This window comes from Candidatus Enterococcus willemsii (genome assembly GCF_009933335.1).
Taxonomy (GTDB): Bacteria; Bacillota; Bacilli; order Lactobacillales; family Enterococcaceae; genus Enterococcus_F; species Enterococcus_F willemsii.
Genome location: NZ_MAEL01000031.1, coordinates 90,574 through 109,256, shown reverse-complemented (window position 1 = coordinate 109,256; position 18,683 = coordinate 90,574). Strand labels below are relative to the sequence as shown.

17 protein-coding genes and 1 other annotated feature are annotated in these 18,683 nt (G+C 37.4%); of the genes, 12 read left to right on the top strand and 5 right to left on the bottom strand.

Features of this window, described 5'->3' with window-relative positions:
• Positions 1-13 precede the first annotated feature (13 nt).
• The 4 genes from BAU17_RS04580 (at position 14) to BAU17_RS04565 (ending at position 3,688) form a co-directional block, all read left to right on the top strand.
• Positions 14-853, top strand: coding sequence for a MetQ/NlpA family ABC transporter substrate-binding protein (locus tag BAU17_RS04580; RefSeq protein WP_161901644.1), 840 nt, complete (start codon positions 14-16; stop codon positions 851-853).
• A gap of 1 nt (position 854) precedes the next feature.
• Complete coding sequence (locus BAU17_RS04575) at positions 855-1,538, top strand: 5'-methylthioadenosine/adenosylhomocysteine nucleosidase (RefSeq protein ID WP_161901643.1); 684 nt, start codon at positions 855-857, stop codon at positions 1,536-1,538.
• Positions 1,539-1,858: 320 nt separating this feature from the next.
• Positions 1,859-3,382 (top strand): ABC-F family ATP-binding cassette domain-containing protein, encoded by a 1,524-nt coding sequence (locus BAU17_RS04570; protein ID WP_161901642.1) that lies wholly within the window; start codon positions 1,859-1,861, stop codon positions 3,380-3,382.
• 9 nt (positions 3,383-3,391) lie between these two features.
• Complete coding sequence (locus tag BAU17_RS04565; protein ID WP_161901641.1) at positions 3,392-3,688, top strand: hypothetical protein; 297 nt, start codon at positions 3,392-3,394, stop codon at positions 3,686-3,688.
• Between the two features lie 42 nt (positions 3,689-3,730).
• Here the strand turns inward: BAU17_RS04565 and BAU17_RS04560 are convergent, their stop codons facing one another.
• A complete protein-coding gene (locus BAU17_RS04560) occupies positions 3,731-5,170 on the bottom strand; it encodes a DUF1958 domain-containing protein (RefSeq protein ID WP_161901640.1) in 1,440 nt (479 codons plus the stop codon).
• Positions 5,171-5,293: 123 nt separating this feature from the next.
• Complete coding sequence (locus tag BAU17_RS04555) at positions 5,294-6,025, bottom strand: DUF554 domain-containing protein (RefSeq protein ID WP_161901639.1); 732 nt, start codon at positions 6,023-6,025, stop codon at positions 5,294-5,296.
• Between the two features lie 177 nt (positions 6,026-6,202).
• On the opposite strand from BAU17_RS04555, the gene BAU17_RS04550 reads away from it, so the two are divergent.
• From BAU17_RS04550 to BAU17_RS04530, 5 genes are all read left to right on the top strand, one after another.
• Positions 6,203-7,126: a phosphate/phosphite/phosphonate ABC transporter substrate-binding protein gene (locus tag BAU17_RS04550; RefSeq protein WP_161901638.1), complete on the top strand. Its 924-nt coding sequence runs from the start codon at positions 6,203-6,205 to the stop codon at positions 7,124-7,126.
• A 70-nt stretch (positions 7,127-7,196) separates the two neighbouring features.
• Entirely contained in the window at positions 7,197-7,958 is a 762-nt protein-coding gene (gene phnC, locus BAU17_RS04545; RefSeq protein WP_161901637.1) for a phosphonate ABC transporter ATP-binding protein, read from the top strand.
• Entirely contained in the window at positions 7,955-8,734 is a 780-nt protein-coding gene (phnE, locus tag BAU17_RS04540) for a phosphonate ABC transporter, permease protein PhnE (protein WP_161901636.1), read from the top strand. The genes phnC and phnE (BAU17_RS04540) overlap by 4 nt, the downstream gene beginning before the upstream one ends.
• Positions 8,734-9,507, top strand: a complete 774-nt coding sequence (gene phnE, locus BAU17_RS04535) for a phosphonate ABC transporter, permease protein PhnE (RefSeq protein WP_161901635.1) — start codon at positions 8,734-8,736, stop codon at positions 9,505-9,507. The genes phnE (BAU17_RS04540) and phnE (BAU17_RS04535) overlap by 1 nt, the downstream gene beginning before the upstream one ends.
• A 253-nt stretch (positions 9,508-9,760) precedes the next feature.
• Positions 9,761-10,150: a helix-turn-helix domain-containing protein gene (locus BAU17_RS04530; protein ID WP_161901634.1), complete on the top strand. Its 390-nt coding sequence runs from the start codon at positions 9,761-9,763 to the stop codon at positions 10,148-10,150.
• A gap of 56 nt (positions 10,151-10,206) precedes the next feature.
• Here BAU17_RS04530 and mnmM read toward each other — a convergent pair whose 3' ends face one another.
• Genes mnmM through BAU17_RS04515 form a run of 3 tightly spaced genes read right to left on the bottom strand, consistent with a single transcriptional unit; the run spans position 10,207 to position 12,417 of the window.
• Positions 10,207-10,788, bottom strand: a complete 582-nt coding sequence (mnmM, locus tag BAU17_RS04525; RefSeq protein ID WP_161901633.1) for a tRNA 5-(aminomethyl)-2-thiouridylate-methyltransferase MnmM — start codon at positions 10,786-10,788, stop codon at positions 10,207-10,209.
• Positions 10,763-11,746 (bottom strand): tRNA modification radical SAM protein MnmL/YtqA, encoded by a 984-nt coding sequence (gene mnmL, locus BAU17_RS04520; protein WP_161901632.1) that lies wholly within the window; start codon positions 11,744-11,746, stop codon positions 10,763-10,765. The genes mnmM and mnmL overlap by 26 nt, the downstream gene beginning before the upstream one ends.
• 20 nt (positions 11,747-11,766) lie before the next feature.
• The gene (locus tag BAU17_RS04515; protein ID WP_161901631.1) at positions 11,767-12,417 is read right to left on the bottom strand and encodes a phosphatase PAP2 family protein; all 651 of its coding nucleotides are present in this window, start codon (positions 12,415-12,417) and stop codon (positions 11,767-11,769) included.
• A gap of 262 nt (positions 12,418-12,679) precedes the next feature.
• Here BAU17_RS04515 and BAU17_RS04510 point away from each other — a divergent pair, with 262 nt between their 5' ends.
• From BAU17_RS04510 to leuS, 3 genes are all read left to right on the top strand, one after another.
• The gene (locus BAU17_RS04510; protein ID WP_161901630.1) at positions 12,680-14,887 is read left to right on the top strand and encodes a LysM peptidoglycan-binding domain-containing protein; all 2,208 of its coding nucleotides are present in this window, start codon (positions 12,680-12,682) and stop codon (positions 14,885-14,887) included.
• A gap of 115 nt (positions 14,888-15,002) precedes the next feature.
• A complete protein-coding gene (locus tag BAU17_RS04505) occupies positions 15,003-15,929 on the top strand; it encodes a LysR family transcriptional regulator (RefSeq protein WP_161901629.1) in 927 nt (308 codons plus the stop codon).
• Between the two features lie 39 nt (positions 15,930-15,968).
• Positions 15,969-16,175, top strand: a binding site (T-box leader).
• Positions 16,176-16,230: 55 nt separating this feature from the next.
• The gene (leuS, locus tag BAU17_RS04500; RefSeq protein WP_161901628.1) at positions 16,231-18,645 is read left to right on the top strand and encodes a leucine--tRNA ligase; all 2,415 of its coding nucleotides are present in this window, start codon (positions 16,231-16,233) and stop codon (positions 18,643-18,645) included.
• Positions 18,646-18,683 lie beyond the last annotated feature (38 nt).

Below are 18,683 nucleotides of genomic sequence, written 5' to 3'. Positions count from 1 at the left end.
AAAGGAGAAGGTTATGAAAAAAATTCTAGGGAGTTTATTATTAGCATCAAGTATCCTTATTCTAGGAGCTTGTGGCTCAGGAAATGAGAAATCAGAAACATTGGTTGTTGGCTCGGTTGGTTCCGATGCTGAAATTTGGAATTTTATTGCAAAATCTGACGCAGCGAAAGAAGCTGGGTTGACGATTGAAGTCAAAGACATTACCGGTGGTCCAGTTACCAATAAAGCGACCGTTGATGGTGATGTAGATGCGAATGCGTTTCAATCGATTGGTTATCTAGAAAGTTTTAATGAAGAAAGTCCTGATAAGTTAGTGCCTGTTGCGGCAACTTATGTAGAACCGATGGGCATTTATTCTGAAAAGTTTAAATCCGTAGAAGAGATTGCGGAAGGTTCAACAGTCGCCTTAGCAGATAATCCTTCCAATACCACACGTGGGTTACGTTTATTAGAAACAGCAGGCTTAATTAAATTGAAAGAGGATTTTGATGATGGTGTCGGTACACCGGAAGATATTGTTGAAAATCCGAAAAAATTGAAATTTACGTTGATTGATGATTTAACAGGACCACGTATTTTACCCGATGTTGATGTGGTGTTAATTAGTAACACCATTGCTCTTGAAGGTGGACTGAATGTGTTGCAAGATTCAATCTTCCATGAAGAGGCCGACACTGCTGCACGTACAAGTATCAATGTACTAGCTGTACGTGAAGATCGCAAAGACGAAGAAAGCTTGAAGAAACTTGGCGAGCTTTATCACGATCCAGAAGTCCAAGCGTATATTGAAGAAACATTTGAAGGAACAAAAGTAGAAGTAACAACACCGATTAAAGAAATATGGGGGGAATAACGTGAAAATCGCAATTATTGCCGCAATGAAAGAAGAGTTGGCACCATTTCGCCAACAATTTGCTGCTACTGTCGTCTGGCAAAAAGGGAAAACCGTCATCGAGAAAGTGAATGACCGACTGTATTTGGTAGAATCAGGAATCGGCAAAGTGAACGCCGCTGCTACAGCTACTTGGTTGTGTGAACAAGTGCAACCGGATTTTATCATCAATACAGGAACGATTGGTTCGTTCCGATCTGAATTTGCTTTAGGAGATGTCGTGTATACCGATCGTTTTGTGTATAGCGACGTTGATGCAACAGGCTTTAATTATGCTTTTGGTCAAGTGCCGCAAATGCCAGCAGATTATCCAGTGGCCCCTGAATTAATTGCGAAATTGTCTACAATTTTTGCAGAAGCTGGTATTCCAGCCCATCACGGAACAATTGCTACTTCAGATTCGTTTATGAGTGATACGAAATCAATTGCAGCGATTCGTAAGGCTATTCCAACAATTACTGCTTCCGATATGGAAAGCTGTGCCTTAGCACAAGTGGCTTCCTTCTATGATATTCCGATCGTCAACGTTCGTGGTATTTCTGATCATGTCGGAGATTCCGCACCTGATACATTCGATGAGACTGTTGATTTCGCATCGAATCAAGCATTTCAAGCAGTGAATGCTCTGTTAGAAAATTTGAGATAAAAACTTTTGTGGTAAGGAACACTTGCCACAAAAGTTTTTTTGCTAGTTTCGAGAAGTAGACTTTTTGAGATGCACATGTTAGACTTACGAATGTCGGAAAGGATGAGTGCGATGTTTTTTAAATCCTATTTGAAATTTGTAAGAGAAGCTGCTCTTAACAACTATTGATGAAGCATTGTTGAGGGCGAGCTATGAGCTTCATCAAAAAAGACGAGGCTTATTTGAGGTGTCTTTTTTGATGGGAAGATAGATAGTTAAGCTGTAGACAATGTGTCTGCAGTTTTTTTCTGTAAATAAGTAAAGAGAAATGGAGAAGAAAGATGTTAAGCTTACACAATATTACGCAACAGTTTGGCGATAAAATCTTATATGAAGATTTGAATCTACAAGTCAACAAAGGAGAACACGTCGGATTAATCGGCCAAAATGGTGCCGGAAAATCAACACTGATTAAAATTATTACCGGCGAACAATTACCAGATGAAGGTCGGGTAGAAATTGCAAAGAACTGCCATTTAGGTTATTTAGATCAGTACGTTCGAGTGAATGAAACACTGACGATTGAAGAATTTCTAAAAACAGCCTTCCAAAAAGAATTGGATATTGAAAAGGAAATTACCGAAATTTATACCACTTATAGTGAGACGTTTGAAGACAAATTATTGGAGCGTGCAGGTCGATTACAAACACAACTAGACCAAGGCGAATTTTATCAAATGGGGACACTAATCCAAGAGATGGCATCAGGCTTGGGAATAGATGTACTGGGATTAGATTCATTGCTAAAAAACTTAAGTGGTGGGCAACGTTCAAAAGTTATTTTGGCAAAATTGCTATTAGAAAAACCAGAAATCTTAGTACTTGATGAGCCGACCAACCATTTAGATGATACCCATGTCCAATGGTTGACGGACTTTTTGAAAAACTTTACCGGCACATTTCTAGTTATCTCGCATGATCGTGCATTTTTAAATGACATTACGACTCATATCGCAGACATTGAGTTTGGCAAATTGACGAAATATACCGGAAATTTAACCAAAGCGTTGAAACAAAAAGAAGCCAATCGGGAAACTTACTTACGGCAATATGAAGCCCAAAAACGCCATATCGAAAAAACCGAAGCTTATATTCGCAAATATAAAGCAGGTTCACGTTCAACGATGGCAAAAAGTCGTGAAAAGCAATTAGATAAAATTGATCGTTTGACGCCACCAAGTGATACAGCTAAACCAAATTTTCAATTTCCCTACAAACCTATTGTTAGTACCTTGGCATTAACGACGGATAACCTAGTTGTTGGCTATGACAAACCGTTGTTGAACCCTATTAATTTGACGATTCGCTATGGCGAAAAAATTGCGATTCGTGGCTTCAATGGAATCGGTAAATCCACGTTATTAAAGACATTAATTGGTGAAATCCCAGCAATTTCTGGAGAGTTTCATTTTCCAGCAAATACGAAAATTAATTATTTCTCGCAAGAATTGGTTTGGGAATCACCTTTGGAAACACCGCTGCAATACCTAGGTAATATCTATGAAAATGCCTCGGTCAAAGATTTGCGTCGCCAATTATCACGTGCGGGCTTAGTGAATCAATTAGCACAAGAACCGTTAAAAATGTTAAGTGGTGGGGAGCAAACAAAAGTCAAATTGGCACAAATGACTATGGTTGAAGGGAATTTACTAATTCTTGATGAACCAACAAACCATATTGACCAAGAGACAAAAGAAAGCTTGCAACAAAGCTTAGCAGAATATGAAGGGACAGTGATTGTCGTGTCCCATGAACAAGACTTTTATGAAAATTTTGTTGAACGTGTCATTGAAATCGAAGGATAGTGATTGAGGATGTATGAACAATTTAATGAAATGCATTTACAAGTAATGGAGTTGCCTGTAGAGTTTGTGGAAGATAAACCTGTATACGCAGGTTTTCTCAGAGAGTTACCTTTTATTACAGGTGAAGGAAATTCTCGTAAAGCGATGTATCGTACGTTAATGGAGAAGTATCAAGAATATGTGGAAAGTCAAGAAACAGAGGAATCAACCGAAGAAATGACTTCTTCTTTACTTTCCGTGGATCAATTGTTGAAATATTATGATGGAGAAGTCTTTGATGGCTTTGAAATCGACTTAGATAATTAAAAAAGAATGGCTGCCTTTCAAATGAAAGACAGCCATTCTTTTTTAAACAAGGTATTGGATAATTAGAATTACGACACCACTTATTAACGAGAGAATTCCTAACCAACGAATCACTCGCTTAAAAGGAAATCCACGTTTAGCTCTTTGGTCACGACGACGTGTAGGTTGTTCCGTTTTAGCTTCTTCTTTACTTATCTGTGGGATAAAAAGACTCATTACTATGAAAATGATTCCTAAGAAGACAAGTCCCACTGAAAGAATCGTTAACTTAGTAATTTCTACTGCATTAATCAAGGAAACTAAGAATGGATGCGTATTTAAACTAGTTTCTTCTAATGGTTTATACGACATCGTCACAGGTGCAACAGTGTCTGCGACAAGCGGAAGGTGATTCATCCATTCGATAGTACCGTCCGTTGCGACAAAAGAAGCATCTGTATCTTTTTTTGTCACTGCGTAAAAATCCTTTTCGACTTGTAGTGTTTTATCATTGATAGTCTGCTCACCAGCAGCTAAAATTTCTGTGTATTCATAATGTTTAAATACATCTTGAACTAAGGTATTGCTTAGTTGGAAGATCGCAGGTTTAGTTTCAGGATTCCACGCATCTCCAACACCTGTTAAGACGGTAATCACTCGTAAACCATCTTGTCGGGCAGTAACAATTGATTGATAACCTGATTCGCTAGTACCAATTTTTAAACCGTCCACACCTTTTAAACTGTAGGTTCCTTTCGGTAGTGATTCATTGTCGTTTTTAATGGTTTCTTCATACAATGAGTTTGGCAAAATGGTAAATGTTTCAGCTTTTGCCAAATCTAGAATATCTGGAAACTTTTGTAGCAGGTGATACGCCAATGTAGCTAAATCTTTAGCAGTCGTCTGATTGCCTGCATATAAATCAAAACCATCAGGCTGATAATAACCTTCAAATTGAATGGCTGGTGTGCCAGATGCTGTGTTGAAAGTCGTTTGCGTCATACCGAGTTCTTTGGCTTTGTCATTCATTTTAGTGACAAATGTGGCATCTTGTTCATCTTGCAAATTGGATAACATTACACTTGCTACATTTGATGAAGGGACTAAAGCTAATTGAAGGAGTTCTTTCACCGTATATTCTACACCAGAACTAATGGCTGTGTTTTTCATCTCTAAAGCAGAAATCGCTTCATGATTAGCAGTGGCAGTAATTTTTGTATCCATCTTTAATGTGCCGTCTTCAATTGCTTCTAGGGTTAAATAAATTGTCATTAAATTAGACAAGTCAGATGCGTCAATCATTTGTTCTGCTTTTTTTTCCCAAATAATTTGTCCGTTGGTGGCTTCAATTACAATGCCCGTCTCTGGTAGGTCTGTTTCTGTTAACTGATAACCAGCTTGCTGTGCTTTATCTAATAAATCGTCTGCAAGCACTGGCGTATGACCCAAACCAAGTACAATGAGAAAACCGAATAGTAATTTGAATAATTTTGATTTCAACATAGTTCTCCTTTAGTTTTAACGTGTTACCTATCATTTTAGCATAATTTAAGAAAAAAAGAATTCAGTGACTATCCAGAGAAGCATCAATTGATAGAAAATAGCACTTTGTAAATGCTTAAAAAACTACCCTACCAACGGTAAAATCCAATTGGCCCACAACCAACTAAATGGCATCACCAAAATCATTGCAGGAATCATATCGGCAGTTGGAAACATCTTGACTTGAATCATCCGAAATCCTGTTGCCAACATCAAAAAACCACCACATGCTTTAAAATCAAGAATCATTTCAGGCGTAGTTAACGGGAAGATAAATTTTGCCATTAAAAATAACCCATAAAAAATAATAAATTGTGGAATGGCAATCACTGACACAACGAAACCAAGATTACAGGCGAAAATAATAGCAGTAAAAAAATCCAAAATAGATTTTGAAATTAAAATTGAATGATCGCCAGACATGCCAGCATCTAAACTGCCATAAATCCCAGTGCCACTTGCACAAAATAAAACGATAATCGTTACGAGCGTGCGTAAGAATTCTTCTTCACTGACATCAGATTGTTCTTCAGGAAATAGTTTGGCAATGGGGCGTTGCATCCATGCAGCACCTTGGTTGATTTTTTCTCCCAGATGAATCGCTAGTCCTAAGCCTGTACCAATCACTAAAGCAAAGATAACAGCGGGCATATAATTCATTGGTGCAATGGCGTAGATACCCATTCCCATGGAACAGACCCCGAAAATCATCGTTAATTGGTGTTTGAAGTCTTCTGATAAATGTTTTCCAAATAAACCACCAAGGATACCTCCGATGGCAATTGTACTTGTGTTAATCAATACGCCTATAGGCATGATAATCGCTTCCTTTCAGTAATAGTTTATCAAAAAGCACAAACGACAAGCAATCTTTATTTTTTTTGCTGAAAATCGCAATGAAAAGAGCAACACTATTGAAAGGAGCAGTCGTTTCTTGTAAAATCAATTTGACTGTTCTGCGTGGAACAGCGCATAAACGAGAGGATGGAAAAAATGAAGAAATTAATCAAAATGGGTTGGATGGCAGCTGTACTAACATTAAGTGTTAGCTTATTGGTCGCTTGTGGCAATAAAGACAATGGAAAAGCCGAAGACAAAGCATTAGAAGTTCAATTTGTTCCAACGAATAATGATGGATCAATGCAAGCCAAAACCAAACCGTTTGCAGAATATTTATCGAAAAAACTAGATCGTGAAGTCAATGTGACTTTAGCAACAGATTATTCAACAATTGTTGAAGCAATGGCATCAGGTAAAGTAGATTTAGGAATTATGCCACCATCTGCTTATGTGCAAGCACGTAAACAAGATGCAGCCAAAGCATTGTTATCTTCACAATTAGTCAAATATAATGAGGAAACAGGTTTACCAGAAGAAGGCGAATTATCTTCAAGCTTTAAAGGAGAAATTTTAGTTCGTGCCGATAGCGATATAAAAGAATTAGCTGATTTAAAAGGTAAAAAAATTGCCACTTTAAGTCCAAATTCTGCGAGTGGTTACATCTATCCAATCGTTGAATTACGTGAAGCAGGGATTGATACGAATAAAGACGTAACGCTTACGGTCGTAAATGACCTACCAAGTGAAATCACTGCTGTGTTAAACGGTCAACAAGACGCAGCCTTTGTTTTCCAAGGCGCACGTAATGTATTTGCTTCTAAATTTGCAGACACTGATTTATTCAAAGATTTACGTGTTTTATATTTAACAGAAGGAAATATCCCGAATGATGCAATTGCCGTGCAACCATCAATGGACGAAGCGTTACAAGAAAAAATCAAAGAAGCCTTTTTAGCAATGCCTGAAGATGAAGCAGGAAAAGAAGCTATGAGCATGTGGAGTCATTTAGGCTATGGAGAAGCAAACGAAGCGGATTATGACACAGTCGAAGACTACAACGAAAAAGCAGCTGAGTAGAGAACAATTAAAAAAGGAAAAGCACACGTCTTTTCCTTTTTTGTCTGTTTGAATAGAAAGAGGAAAAGATATGATTCAGTTTGAAAATGTAACAAAAACCTACAAAAATGGGGTTGTGGGTCTAAAAAATATTAATTTAACCATTGAAGATGGTGAATTTGTATCGATTATCGGTTTAAGTGGAGCTGGGAAAAGTACCTTTCTTCGCTCTGTGAATCGTTTAAATGAGATTACAGAAGGCAATATTCAAATCAATGGTGCGTCTATCACCAAAGCGAAAAAAAGGGAGTTGCGCCAAATTCGCCGCAATATCGGAATGATTTTCCAACAATTTAATCTAGTGAAAAAAAGTTCTGTGCAAAAAAATGTTATTTCTGGACGGTTAGGCTATTATTCAACAGTAAAAAGTATTTTCGGATTATTCAGCAAAGAAGATTATTCACTAGTGGAAGATGCGTTGGATCGTGTCGGTTTGAAGGACAAACTGCATTCTCGTAGTGATGAATTAAGTGGTGGACAACAGCAACGCGTCTCTATTGCCCGTACTTTGGTTCAACAAGCCGAGATTATTTTAGCTGATGAACCTGTGGCATCACTTGATCCTATCACCACAGAAAAAATCATGAAAGATTTGAAAAACATCAATCAAGAATTGAATCGTACTGTCATTATTAACCTGCATTCAGTCGAACTTGCCCGTCAATTTTCAACGCGTATTATTGGTTTGCGTGCTGGAGAAGTTGTCTTTGATGGCACACCTGAAGAAGCGACAGATGATATTTTGAAGGGCATTTATGGCGCCGATATTTTCAAACAAGGTGAGAACGAATGAAGTTAAAAGATACTATTCATCGTCATTTATACAAGCATCTTTTTCTGCTTTTTCTCGTGTTTATTTGTGCTGGTGTGAGTGTGCAGTTGACGAATGCCAATTTTGTTGAAGTGTTTACCAATTTCGATCAAATGCAGGAATTTTTAGGACGTTTTTTACATCCTGATTGGTCATATATTCCAACGATTATTGAACCACTGATTAAAACGATTAAAATGTCGGTTGTTGGTACGACATTAGGCGTTGTTTTTGCGGTGCCTTTTTCATTTTTAGCGACTACAGTTGTCACTAGAAATGGCATCATCACAACGATTATTCGCTTTTTAATGAGTGTGATTCGTACAATTCCCAACTTATTATTAGCAGCTTTATTTGTTGCGATGTTTGGGATTGGCGAATTTACGGGTGTTTTAACAATTGCAGTCTTTACATTCGGCATGGTCTCACAATTGATTTATGAAGCAATTGAAACGATTGATCATGGACCGATTGAAGCAGCTGAGTCAGTGGGGAGTACTAAAACGCAAATCGCCTTCTGGTCGATTGCGCCACAAATTACCCACCAAATTGCAAGCTATTCCTTGTATGCTTTTGAAGTAAACGTTCGAGCATCAACGGTGTTAGGCTATGTTGGTGCGGGAGGAATTGGTGTCATGCTGAATTCTTCGTTGAGTTTAATGCGTTATGACCGAGTATCCATCATTATTTTGTCCATCTTGGTTGTGGTCATTGTTATTGACTGGGTAAGTGAAAAGATAAGAGAGAGGTTAGCATAATGAACACAAAAATAAAGAAATATTTGCCAGCCTTGATTGTTCTAGCAATTATCGTTTACTCGGCAGTTGGTTTGGACTATTCAGAAGCAAAAAATATCTCATTTCCAATGATTCAATCTGTGATTGTAGGACTATTTCAACCTGATTGGTCATTTGTGTACGATGGCAGTGGTGAAGATTTAGTTAGCTTGTTATTGTTAACGATTGGGATTGCGTTTTTAGGGACCTTTATCGCGACCTTTTTGGCGATTCCATTCACGTTGCTTAGTGCAAAAAATCTATGGAAATCGACAGGAATTGTTGCGAAAATTGGGAAATTTATTTTAAATGTCTTGCGCGCGTTTCCTGAATTAGTTTATGCGATTATTTTTGTTAAAATGGTAGGTCCAGGTGCGTTTGCTGGGGTACTAGCCATTGGTGCACATCAAATTGGGATGCTTGGGAAACTATATACTGAAGAAATGGAAGGGATGGATGAGAAGCTAGTAGAATCAATGGATGCTGTCGGCGCTAATTTCTGGCAAACAATGTTCTTTACTAGATTGCCACAACTTATGCCTACCTACATTTCACTTGCGTTAAATCATTTTGAAATTGCTGTTCGTAGCGCAGCAACACTAGGTTTAGTGGGTGCAGGAGGAATTGGTGCTCCTATGATTTTTGCGATTCAATCGCGTGCTTGGGATAAAGTAGGGATTATTTTAGTAGGAATTATCATCACTGTTTTCGTAATTGACGCAGTAACAGGGTATATACGTAAAAAATTACAATAAGAGGTCAACACCTAGGTAGTACAGAGGTACTTCCTAGGTGTTTTTGTAAGCAGAATATACGTAAATAGCGATTAATAAATATTAGTTACAAAAAGCGTAAGGATTATCCAATTATTAGAAATTTATACCGTGTCACTTTCAAAATGTTGTTAGACTGGGAAAGATAATTATTTTCCCTCGACATTTTAATTAACATGAAATATATTGGATTGAGAGAATGGAGCTTAAACAGTAAAGTGTAGGTGGAAGATAAGTGAGAATAGGTGAAGTGATAAAAGAAAAAAGAATAGAATGTCAGTTAACGCAAGAACAACTATCTGAAAAGATTTTTGTTTCTAAAAAAACAATTTCTAATTGGGAAACAGGAAAAACAACTCCTGATATTGATAGCTTAATTCGATTAGCACACTTATTCAATCTTTCATTAGACAATCTACTACTGGAAGGATCTGATATTGTGAAAGATATTAAGAAGAAAGAGAAAGTATACAATAATCAAAGTATCTTAACCATTTTATTCTCTATTTTAGTTATGACTTTTATAGGGTATTACTCGTTTGATAATTGGGCTTCAATTATTATTTTTGGTTTTTTTGTAGGTGGAATCTTTGGTTATATAATAGATTCCATTGGGAAAAATTAGATAATGAAAATCAATTGTTTAATAGTTTGATTCGTAAAAACCAATGCATCATGAGCTTAATTGCCATGACGCATTGGTTTTTTCTCAATACAAAATAAAATCGGTGGTTGATTTTTTTGATTAATAAATTGATAGTTCAAAACATTAAATGCTTCTTGTGGTAATGATTCGCAATACTGCGTAATTTCTTGCAACTCCTCCACGCCACCTTCATGACCAGAATAAGCTACAATAATGATTCTTCCTCTAGGTGCAAGATGGGTTTGTAAGGTATGAAGGGCTTGCTTTGTTGTTTCAGGCAGGGTAATAATCTGTTTGTCGCTTTTTGGTAAGTAGCCTAGATTAAAAATAGCTGCATGAATCGGTTCGTCTTTACCTAGGTAATTACTCAGGTGTTGATGACCATCGTGAATGCAGTGCACACGCTCAGCTAATTGTTGTTCCGTTAAACGTTGTTTGGTTGTTTGCACGGCTTGTTCTTGGATATCAAAGGCGTACACTTTTCCTGTTTTACCAACTAACTCAGCTAATAATTGCGTGTCGTTGCCATTTCCCATCGTGGCATCTACTACATGATTACCGGGTTGAACGACTTCTTTTAATAAGGTATGACTAAAATGCAAGGCTGTTTGAAGCATAATGACCTCCTTGGCGAATATCATATTTCCCTTGGAATGTATCGCGTTTTTGCATCTTTTGATCAATTGCATTCAGTGTTTCCCATTTTTTTAAACTCCACATCGGACCAATTAAGGTTTCTCGAGGAGCATCTCCAGTCAAACGATGGATGACAATTTCTTGAGGAATCATTTCCAATTGTCGGCAAATAATATCTACATAGGTTTCACGCGACAGCAGCTGGAGTTTTCCTTGATGATAATCACGAATCATTCTAGTATTACGCATTAAGTGCAGCAAATGTAATTTGATTCCTTGAATATCTGTATCGATAATCGTTCGACGGACATTTTCTAGCATCATTTCCGTAGTTTCGCCGGGTAAGCCATTGATGAGATGGGTACACACTTGAATATTGTGTTTTCGTAACTTTTCAACACCTTCGACATATGTCTGATAATCATGCGCTCGATTAATCACTTTACTTGTAGATTCGAAGGTTGTCTGTAACCCTAACTCGACCCATAAATAGAGCCTCTGATTTAATTCAGCTAAATACTCGACGACATCATCAGGTAAACAATCTGGTCGTGTACCGATTGATAAGCCTACGACACCAGGCAAATTAATGACTTGTTCAAATCGTTCTTTGATTTCGTGAAGTGGTGCATGCGTATTGGTAAAGTTTTGAAAGTATACAATATACTGATTTACATGCGGCCATTTTTGATGCATTCGATCAATTTCTTTGTAAAATTGTACAGGTAGCGGATCTTCGGGTGCAAGAATCATATCACCTGAACCAGACACACTACAAAAGGTACAGCCACCATGTGCTACTGTACCGTCTCGATTCGGGCAATCAAAGCCACCATCAATCACGACTTTGAAGATTTTATCCCCAAATTCTTGCCGTAATGCATAATTCCATGAATGATATCGTTTATTCCTATCATCGGTATAAGGAAATACGTTCATTTTTCATTGCCTACCTCTCATTAATTTTGTTTACTTTTAAAGCGCCAAATAAATCGTTTTTCTTCATAAATTGGGTAAGTAAGCAGTAGCCAACCAAGTCCGACAGAGAAGCCACCTATAACATCACTTGGGAAATGAACACCTAGGTAAATGCGGCTAATACCGATAGAAAGAATAAATACACTCAATAGTAATTGTATAATGCGTTGGCAAGTCTTATTTTGGATAAAGATAGGTACTAAGAAAATAAGGGTTCCATACAGAACCATACTGCCAGTGGAATGTCCACTTGGAAAACTGTAGCTATGTTCACTGACCAGATGCTCGATTGTAGGTCGTTCACGCATGAAGAGTAATTTGATAAGGGGATTAAAGATACCAGCAATCCCAATTACCCCGGCACTGTACCAAATTGCTTCAACATAGCGTTTACCATAAAGTAATACAAAAAGGATAGCCAAAAAAATGATAATTACAGTCAATGGGTTACCAAATTTCGTGACCCAAAGAAAGAATGTTGTCCATGTTGGTTGTAGGCTTCGAATACCATTTGTGATAAATGTGTCAAAAGGTTCAATCCAAGAAGCGTAAAATTTAACGATGTATCCTAGGGAAGCAAATAAAACCAGTGCACAACTCCCATAAAATTGTAGATATAATTTGTTTTTCATAAAGTCTCCTTAATAGTTGTAGTAGAATGAAATAATTATATCATGTAGAAAAGAATAAATCTGTCATCATTTTGCAATAAAAGGAAAGTGATAAAAAAAGAAAATCACGAGAAAATGTATGAATAGTGACTTTTTAAAAATGTAAAAAAGAGCACATGTTACAAAGATTTTACATTTTTCAAAAAAGTTAGTTTAAACTTTTCTTAAAAAATAAATACATGTATAATCATACTATAAGTGTATAAATATCGGAGGTTTAACAATGGGGAAGTCTTTATCAAGAAAAGAACGCAGAAAATTAGCTCAACAGACTAATTTCCAACGTCACATGAAGAAAAGTGCTACGGTTATTGGTACAACTGTCACAGCATGTTCGGTTGTTACACCGTTGATGCCATTGATGCAAGTTCAGGCAGATGAAGTCGGAACAGAAGTTGTTGCACCAGCTACTGCTGAAACAGTAGACTCAACGGTTGTTCAAGAGCAGCCCGAAGCAGAAACACCAGTCGAACAACCTGTTGCACCAGTTGAAACACCAACAACTGAAGTTGAACAACCTGTTCAAGAGGAAGTTGTTGAGCAGCCAACAGAAGAAGTTGTAGTTGAAGAACATGTTGAGGAAACAGTACCAGCATCAGAAACAACAGATGACACAGACGTTACGGATACGACAGAAGAAGTGATTTCGCCATATGCAGTAGCAGCTTATTCAGCACCAAATACGTCGGCTTTTATTGAGCAAATGGGTGCTTATGCCAAACCAGTGGCAGATGCCAATGATTTATATGCATCAGTTATGATTGCGCAAGCTATTATTGAAAGTGGTTGGGGTCAAAGCTTACTTTCACAAGCCCCATATCATAACTTATTTGGGATTAAAGGTAGCTATAATGGTCAGACCGTATACATGAACACACAAGAATTTATCAATGGAAGATACGTAACAATGAAAGAACCTTTTAGAAAGTATCCATCTTTCCAAGAGTCTTTCCAAGATAATGCCAATACTTTACGTAATGTATCCTTACAACCTGGCGTTTATTACTATGCTGGCGCATGGAAAAGCAATACTAGCTCTTATCGTGACGCAACTGCTTGGTTAACAGGACGTTATGCTACAGATCCTAACTACTCAAGTACGTTAAATCGTGTAATTGAATCATACAATTTAACTCGTTTCGATTCACCAGCATCAGGTAATTCAGGAGGTATGACCAATACTGGAACTGGAGGCAATTCAAATTCTGGTTCAAACAATTCAAATAATACGACACCACCAACAAATAATTCAGGGACTTATACGATTAAAGCTGGTGACACATTGTCAATTATTGCCAGCCAATATGGTGTGAGTGTTAGTCAATTAAAAACATGGAATAATTTATCAAGTGATTTAATTTATGTCGGTCAAACGCTAAAAGTAAGTCAAAATGGTTCAGGAACGTCTAAACCAAAACCAAATACGCCAAATAATAACCAAGACAAACCAACAACACCGAACAAACCGAATACAAGCTCAGGTAGCTACACGGTTAAATCTGGTGATTCCATTTGGTTGATTGCTAATAATCATGGTATTAGTATGGATCAATTACGTAGTTGGAATAATTTATCAGGTGACATGATTTATGTAGGACAAACGCTGAAAGTAAGCCAAAGCGGTTCGACAAACAAACCAAGTACACCGAATAATAATCAAAACAAACCAACACCAAACAAGCCGACAACTAGCACGTACACAATCAAATCAGGTGATACGTTGTCAATTATTGCGAGCAAGTATGGTGTGAGCGTGAACCAACTAAAAACATGGAATAATCTATCAAGCGATTTAATTTTCGTTGGCCAAACATTAAAAGTAAATCAAAATGGTTCAGGAACATCTAAACCAAATAATAATCAAAACAAACCAACACCAAACAAGCCGACAACTAGCACGTACACAATCAAATCAGGTGATACATTGTCAATTATTGCGAGCCAATATGGTGTGAGTGTTAGTCAATTAAAAACATGGAACAATTTATCAAGCGACTTGATTTTCGTTGGTCAAACGCTAAAAGTAAGTCAAAATGGTTCAGGAACATCTAAGCCGAACAATAATCAAAGCAAACCAACACCAAACAAATCAACAAGCACGTATACAATTAAATCGGGTGATACATTGTCAGTTATCGCGAGCCAATATGGTGTAAGTGTCAGTCAACTGAAAACATGGAACAACTTATCAAGTGACTTAATTTTCGTTGGTCAAACATTAAAGGTGAATAAAAATAGTTCAACACAATCAACAAGTACGTCAAGACCGACGTCTAATAAGAAAACTAATGCGAAGACCCATGCTGTAAAAAGCGGGGATAGTTTATGGTTACTATCTCAAACTTACGGTACCTCAATTAATCAATTGAAGGCTCTTAATGGTTTAAGCTCAGATATCATCTATGTTGGCCAAACATTGAAAGTTGGCTAACTATCAACTCACTATTACTTAAGCAAGTGGTAGTGAGTTTTCTTTTATAAAAAAATATTGACCACAGACCTAAGACTCCGTAGTATAGAAGGTAAACAAAAAGGAGGGTGAGCGATTGAATATTCAACAAATGCGTTATGTGGCAGCGATAGCGAACAATGGGAGCTTTCGAGAAGCAGCAAAAAAGTTATATATATCACAACCTAGTTTATCCCATGCCATTAAAGAGTTAGAAAAAGAGTTAGATGTGCAATTATTTGAACGGACTAGGCAAGGGGCTTCTTTAACATCGGAAGGAATGGATTTTTTTCAATATACGCAACCGATTTTAGCTCAAGTCGAATTACTAGAGAATCGTTATCTAGCGAACGATCAAGATGAGAAGCATTTCTCGATTTCTAGCCAACATTACGATTTTCTATCGATTGTGATTAGTCAATTAATTCATGATTTTCCAGAGTATGATGATTTCCGAATTTTTGAAAGTACCACATTAAATGTCATTAAAGATGTAGAACAGTATCGGAGCGAGTTTGGTATTTTGTTATTCAATGAATCCAACCAGGCAGGATTAAGTCGCTTATTAGAGAATGGTGAATTGGAATACGAGGAATTAACGACATTTTCAACGCATATTTTTATGCGGATTGGTCATCCATTAGCAAATAAGAAAGTCATTCATTTAGATGATTTACATGATTATGCACAAGTTCGCTTTACCCAAGAGACGAATAACTATACATATTTTGCGGAAGACTTGATTGATTTTCCGGGAATTTCACAAGTTATTCATACGAGTGACCGTGCAACCTTGACCGGTATTTTACAACGGACGGATGCGTATGGTTCCGGTTCGGGGTTAGTCGAAGACCCGAAAAGTCAAGGAATTGTTTTAATCCCGTTGGCTGATTCTGCGAAGAATAAAATGGTTATGATTAAAAAGAAAACGCGTCAAATCTCGCCAATCGGGGAAGTTTTTTTAGCAAAATTGAAACAATATTTTGCGGACTTTGCACAAAACAAAGGAAATTCGCATAAATAAATTGAATTCACTTCGCTTTTTTGATAGTATATATTCAATAGATTCACGTTTGAAAAGGAGTAGTAAATAGCCGTCTTTTTTTAGAGAGTACATGGTTGGTGTGAATGTACAAAAGTCCTATTGAACTCGCCTTTAAGTGATTGGTTTCCTGAAAGTAAGTAGGGAAATACGGTGACGACCGTTACAACGTTTGAGGCTGGAAATTTCCAGTGAAAATAGGTGGTACCACGTAATTACGTCCTATGAGAGGCTTTTTTTGTGCTTCTCATAGGACTTTTTTAAATTTAAGGAGGAATCAGTGGTGAATTATAATCACAAAGAAGTTGAAAAAAAATGGCAAAAATATTGGGCCAAAACAAATGCTTTCAATACACTTGATAAAGAAGGTAAGCCAAAGTTTTATGCACTAGATATGTTTCCTTATCCATCTGGGCAAGGGCTGCATGTGGGGCATCCAGAAGGCTATACAGCGACAGACATCTTAGCTCGTTTTAAACGTAGCCAAGGTTATAACGTATTGCACCCAATGGGATGGGATGCGTTTGGTTTGCCTGCAGAACAATATGCATTAGATACAGGGAATGACCCTGCTGAATTTACAAAGAAAAATATTGAGACATTTCGTCGTCAAATCAACTCATTAGGTTTCAGTTATGACTGGAATCGTGAAATTAATACAACTGATCCAGATTATTACAAATGGACACAATGGATTTTTACAAAATTATACGAAAAAGGCTTGGCTTATGAAGCTGAAGTTGCGGTTAACTGGGTACCTGAATTAGGTACGGTTATTGCGAATGAAGAAGTTATTGATGGCAAGAGTGAGCGTGGAGGTTACGATGTTATTCGTAAACCAATGCGTCAATGGATGCTAAAAATTACGGCTTACGCAGATCGTTTAATTGATGATTTAGAAGAATTAGACTGGCCAGAAAGTATCAAAGATATGCAACGTAATTGGATTGGCCGTTCAGTAGGTGCAAATGTGACGTTTAAAGTCGCTGATACAGACAAAGACTTTACGGTATTCACAACACGTCCTGATACGCTATTCGGTGCGACATACGCTGTTTTGGCACCTGAATTAGATTTAGTCAAAGAGATTACTACACCTGAGCAAAAAGCAGCAGTTGATGCGTATATTGAGGAAGCATCAAAAAAATCAGATTTAAACCGTACTGATTTAGCGAAAGAAAAAACGGGTGTCTTTACTGGAGCGTATGCTATTAATCCAGTGAACGGTAAACAAATTCCAATTTGGATTGCTGATTATGTGCTAGCGTCTTACGGTACGGGAGCAATTATGGCCGTTCCGGCACATGATGAACGTGACTATGAATTTGCCAAAACATTTAATCTAGAAATTATTCCAGTTTTAGAAGGCGGTAATGTGGAAGAAGCAGCCTTTACCGAGGATGGTTTACACATTAATTCTGAATTTTTGGATGGATTGAATAAAGAAGATGCCATCGAAAAAATGAATGCTTGGCTAGAAGAAAATGGTGTCGGCAAACAAGAAGTAAGTTACCGTCTACGTGACTGGTTATTCTCTCGTCAACGTTATTGGGGTGAACCAATTCCAGTGATTCATTGGGAGGATGGCACAACAACCACCGTTCCAGAATCTGAATTACCATTGCGTTTGCCAAAAACCGACGATATTCGTCCAAGCGGTACAGGTGAATCGCCATTAGCCAATATTACCGATTGGGTAAATGTTGTTGATCCTGAAACAGGCAAAAAAGGTCGTCGTGAAACAAATACCATGCCACAATGGGCAGGTAGTTCATGGTATTTCTTACGCTTTATTGATCCACACAACAAAAATCAATTAGCTGACTATGAAAAATTAGAACGCTGGTTGCCAGTAGATATCTATATTGGTGGCGCAGAACATGCAGTATTACATTTATTGTATGCACGTTTCTGGCACAAATTCTTGTATGACATTGGTGTTGTGCCAACGAAAGAACCATTCCAAAAATTATACAACCAAGGAATGATTTTAGGCTCAAACAATGAAAAAATGTCTAAATCTCGTGGTAACGTTGTGAATCCAGACGATGTGGTTGCTAAATTTGGTGCCGATACCTTACGTCTGTATGAAATGTTTATGGGACCATTGGATGCTTCGATTGCTTGGAGCGAAAATGGTTTAGAAGGTAGCCGTAAATTCCTTGACCGTGTATGGCGCTTAATCGTTGATGAGAACGGTAAAATGCGTGACCGTATTACCACATTTAACAATGGCAAACTAACAAAAGTGTACAACCAAACAGTTAAAAAAGTAACGGAAGACTTTGAACAACTACACTTTAACACCGCTATTTCACAAATGATGGTTTTTGTAAATGAAGCGTATAAAGTTGATGCATTGCCTTATGAGTACATTGAAGGATTCGTTCAATTGTTAGCACCAATTGCACCTCATATCGGTGAAGAACTATGGTCCATTCTAGGCAATACGGATGGCATTTCATATGTGGCATGGCCAACATATGATGAAGCAGCGTTAGTAGAAGATGTAGTGGAAATCGTATTGCAAGTGAACGGAAAAGTTCGTGCAAAAGTCAATGTACCTGCAGAAGCAAGCCGTGAAGAATTAGAAGAAATTGCGAAAAGCGATGCAACGATTCAAGAAAATATTGCTGGAAAAACAATTCGTAAAGTCATTGCTGTTCCTGGGAAACTCGTTAATATTGTTGCAAATTAAGAAAAAAACCACCTTTTCTAAGTGAAAAGGTGGTTTTT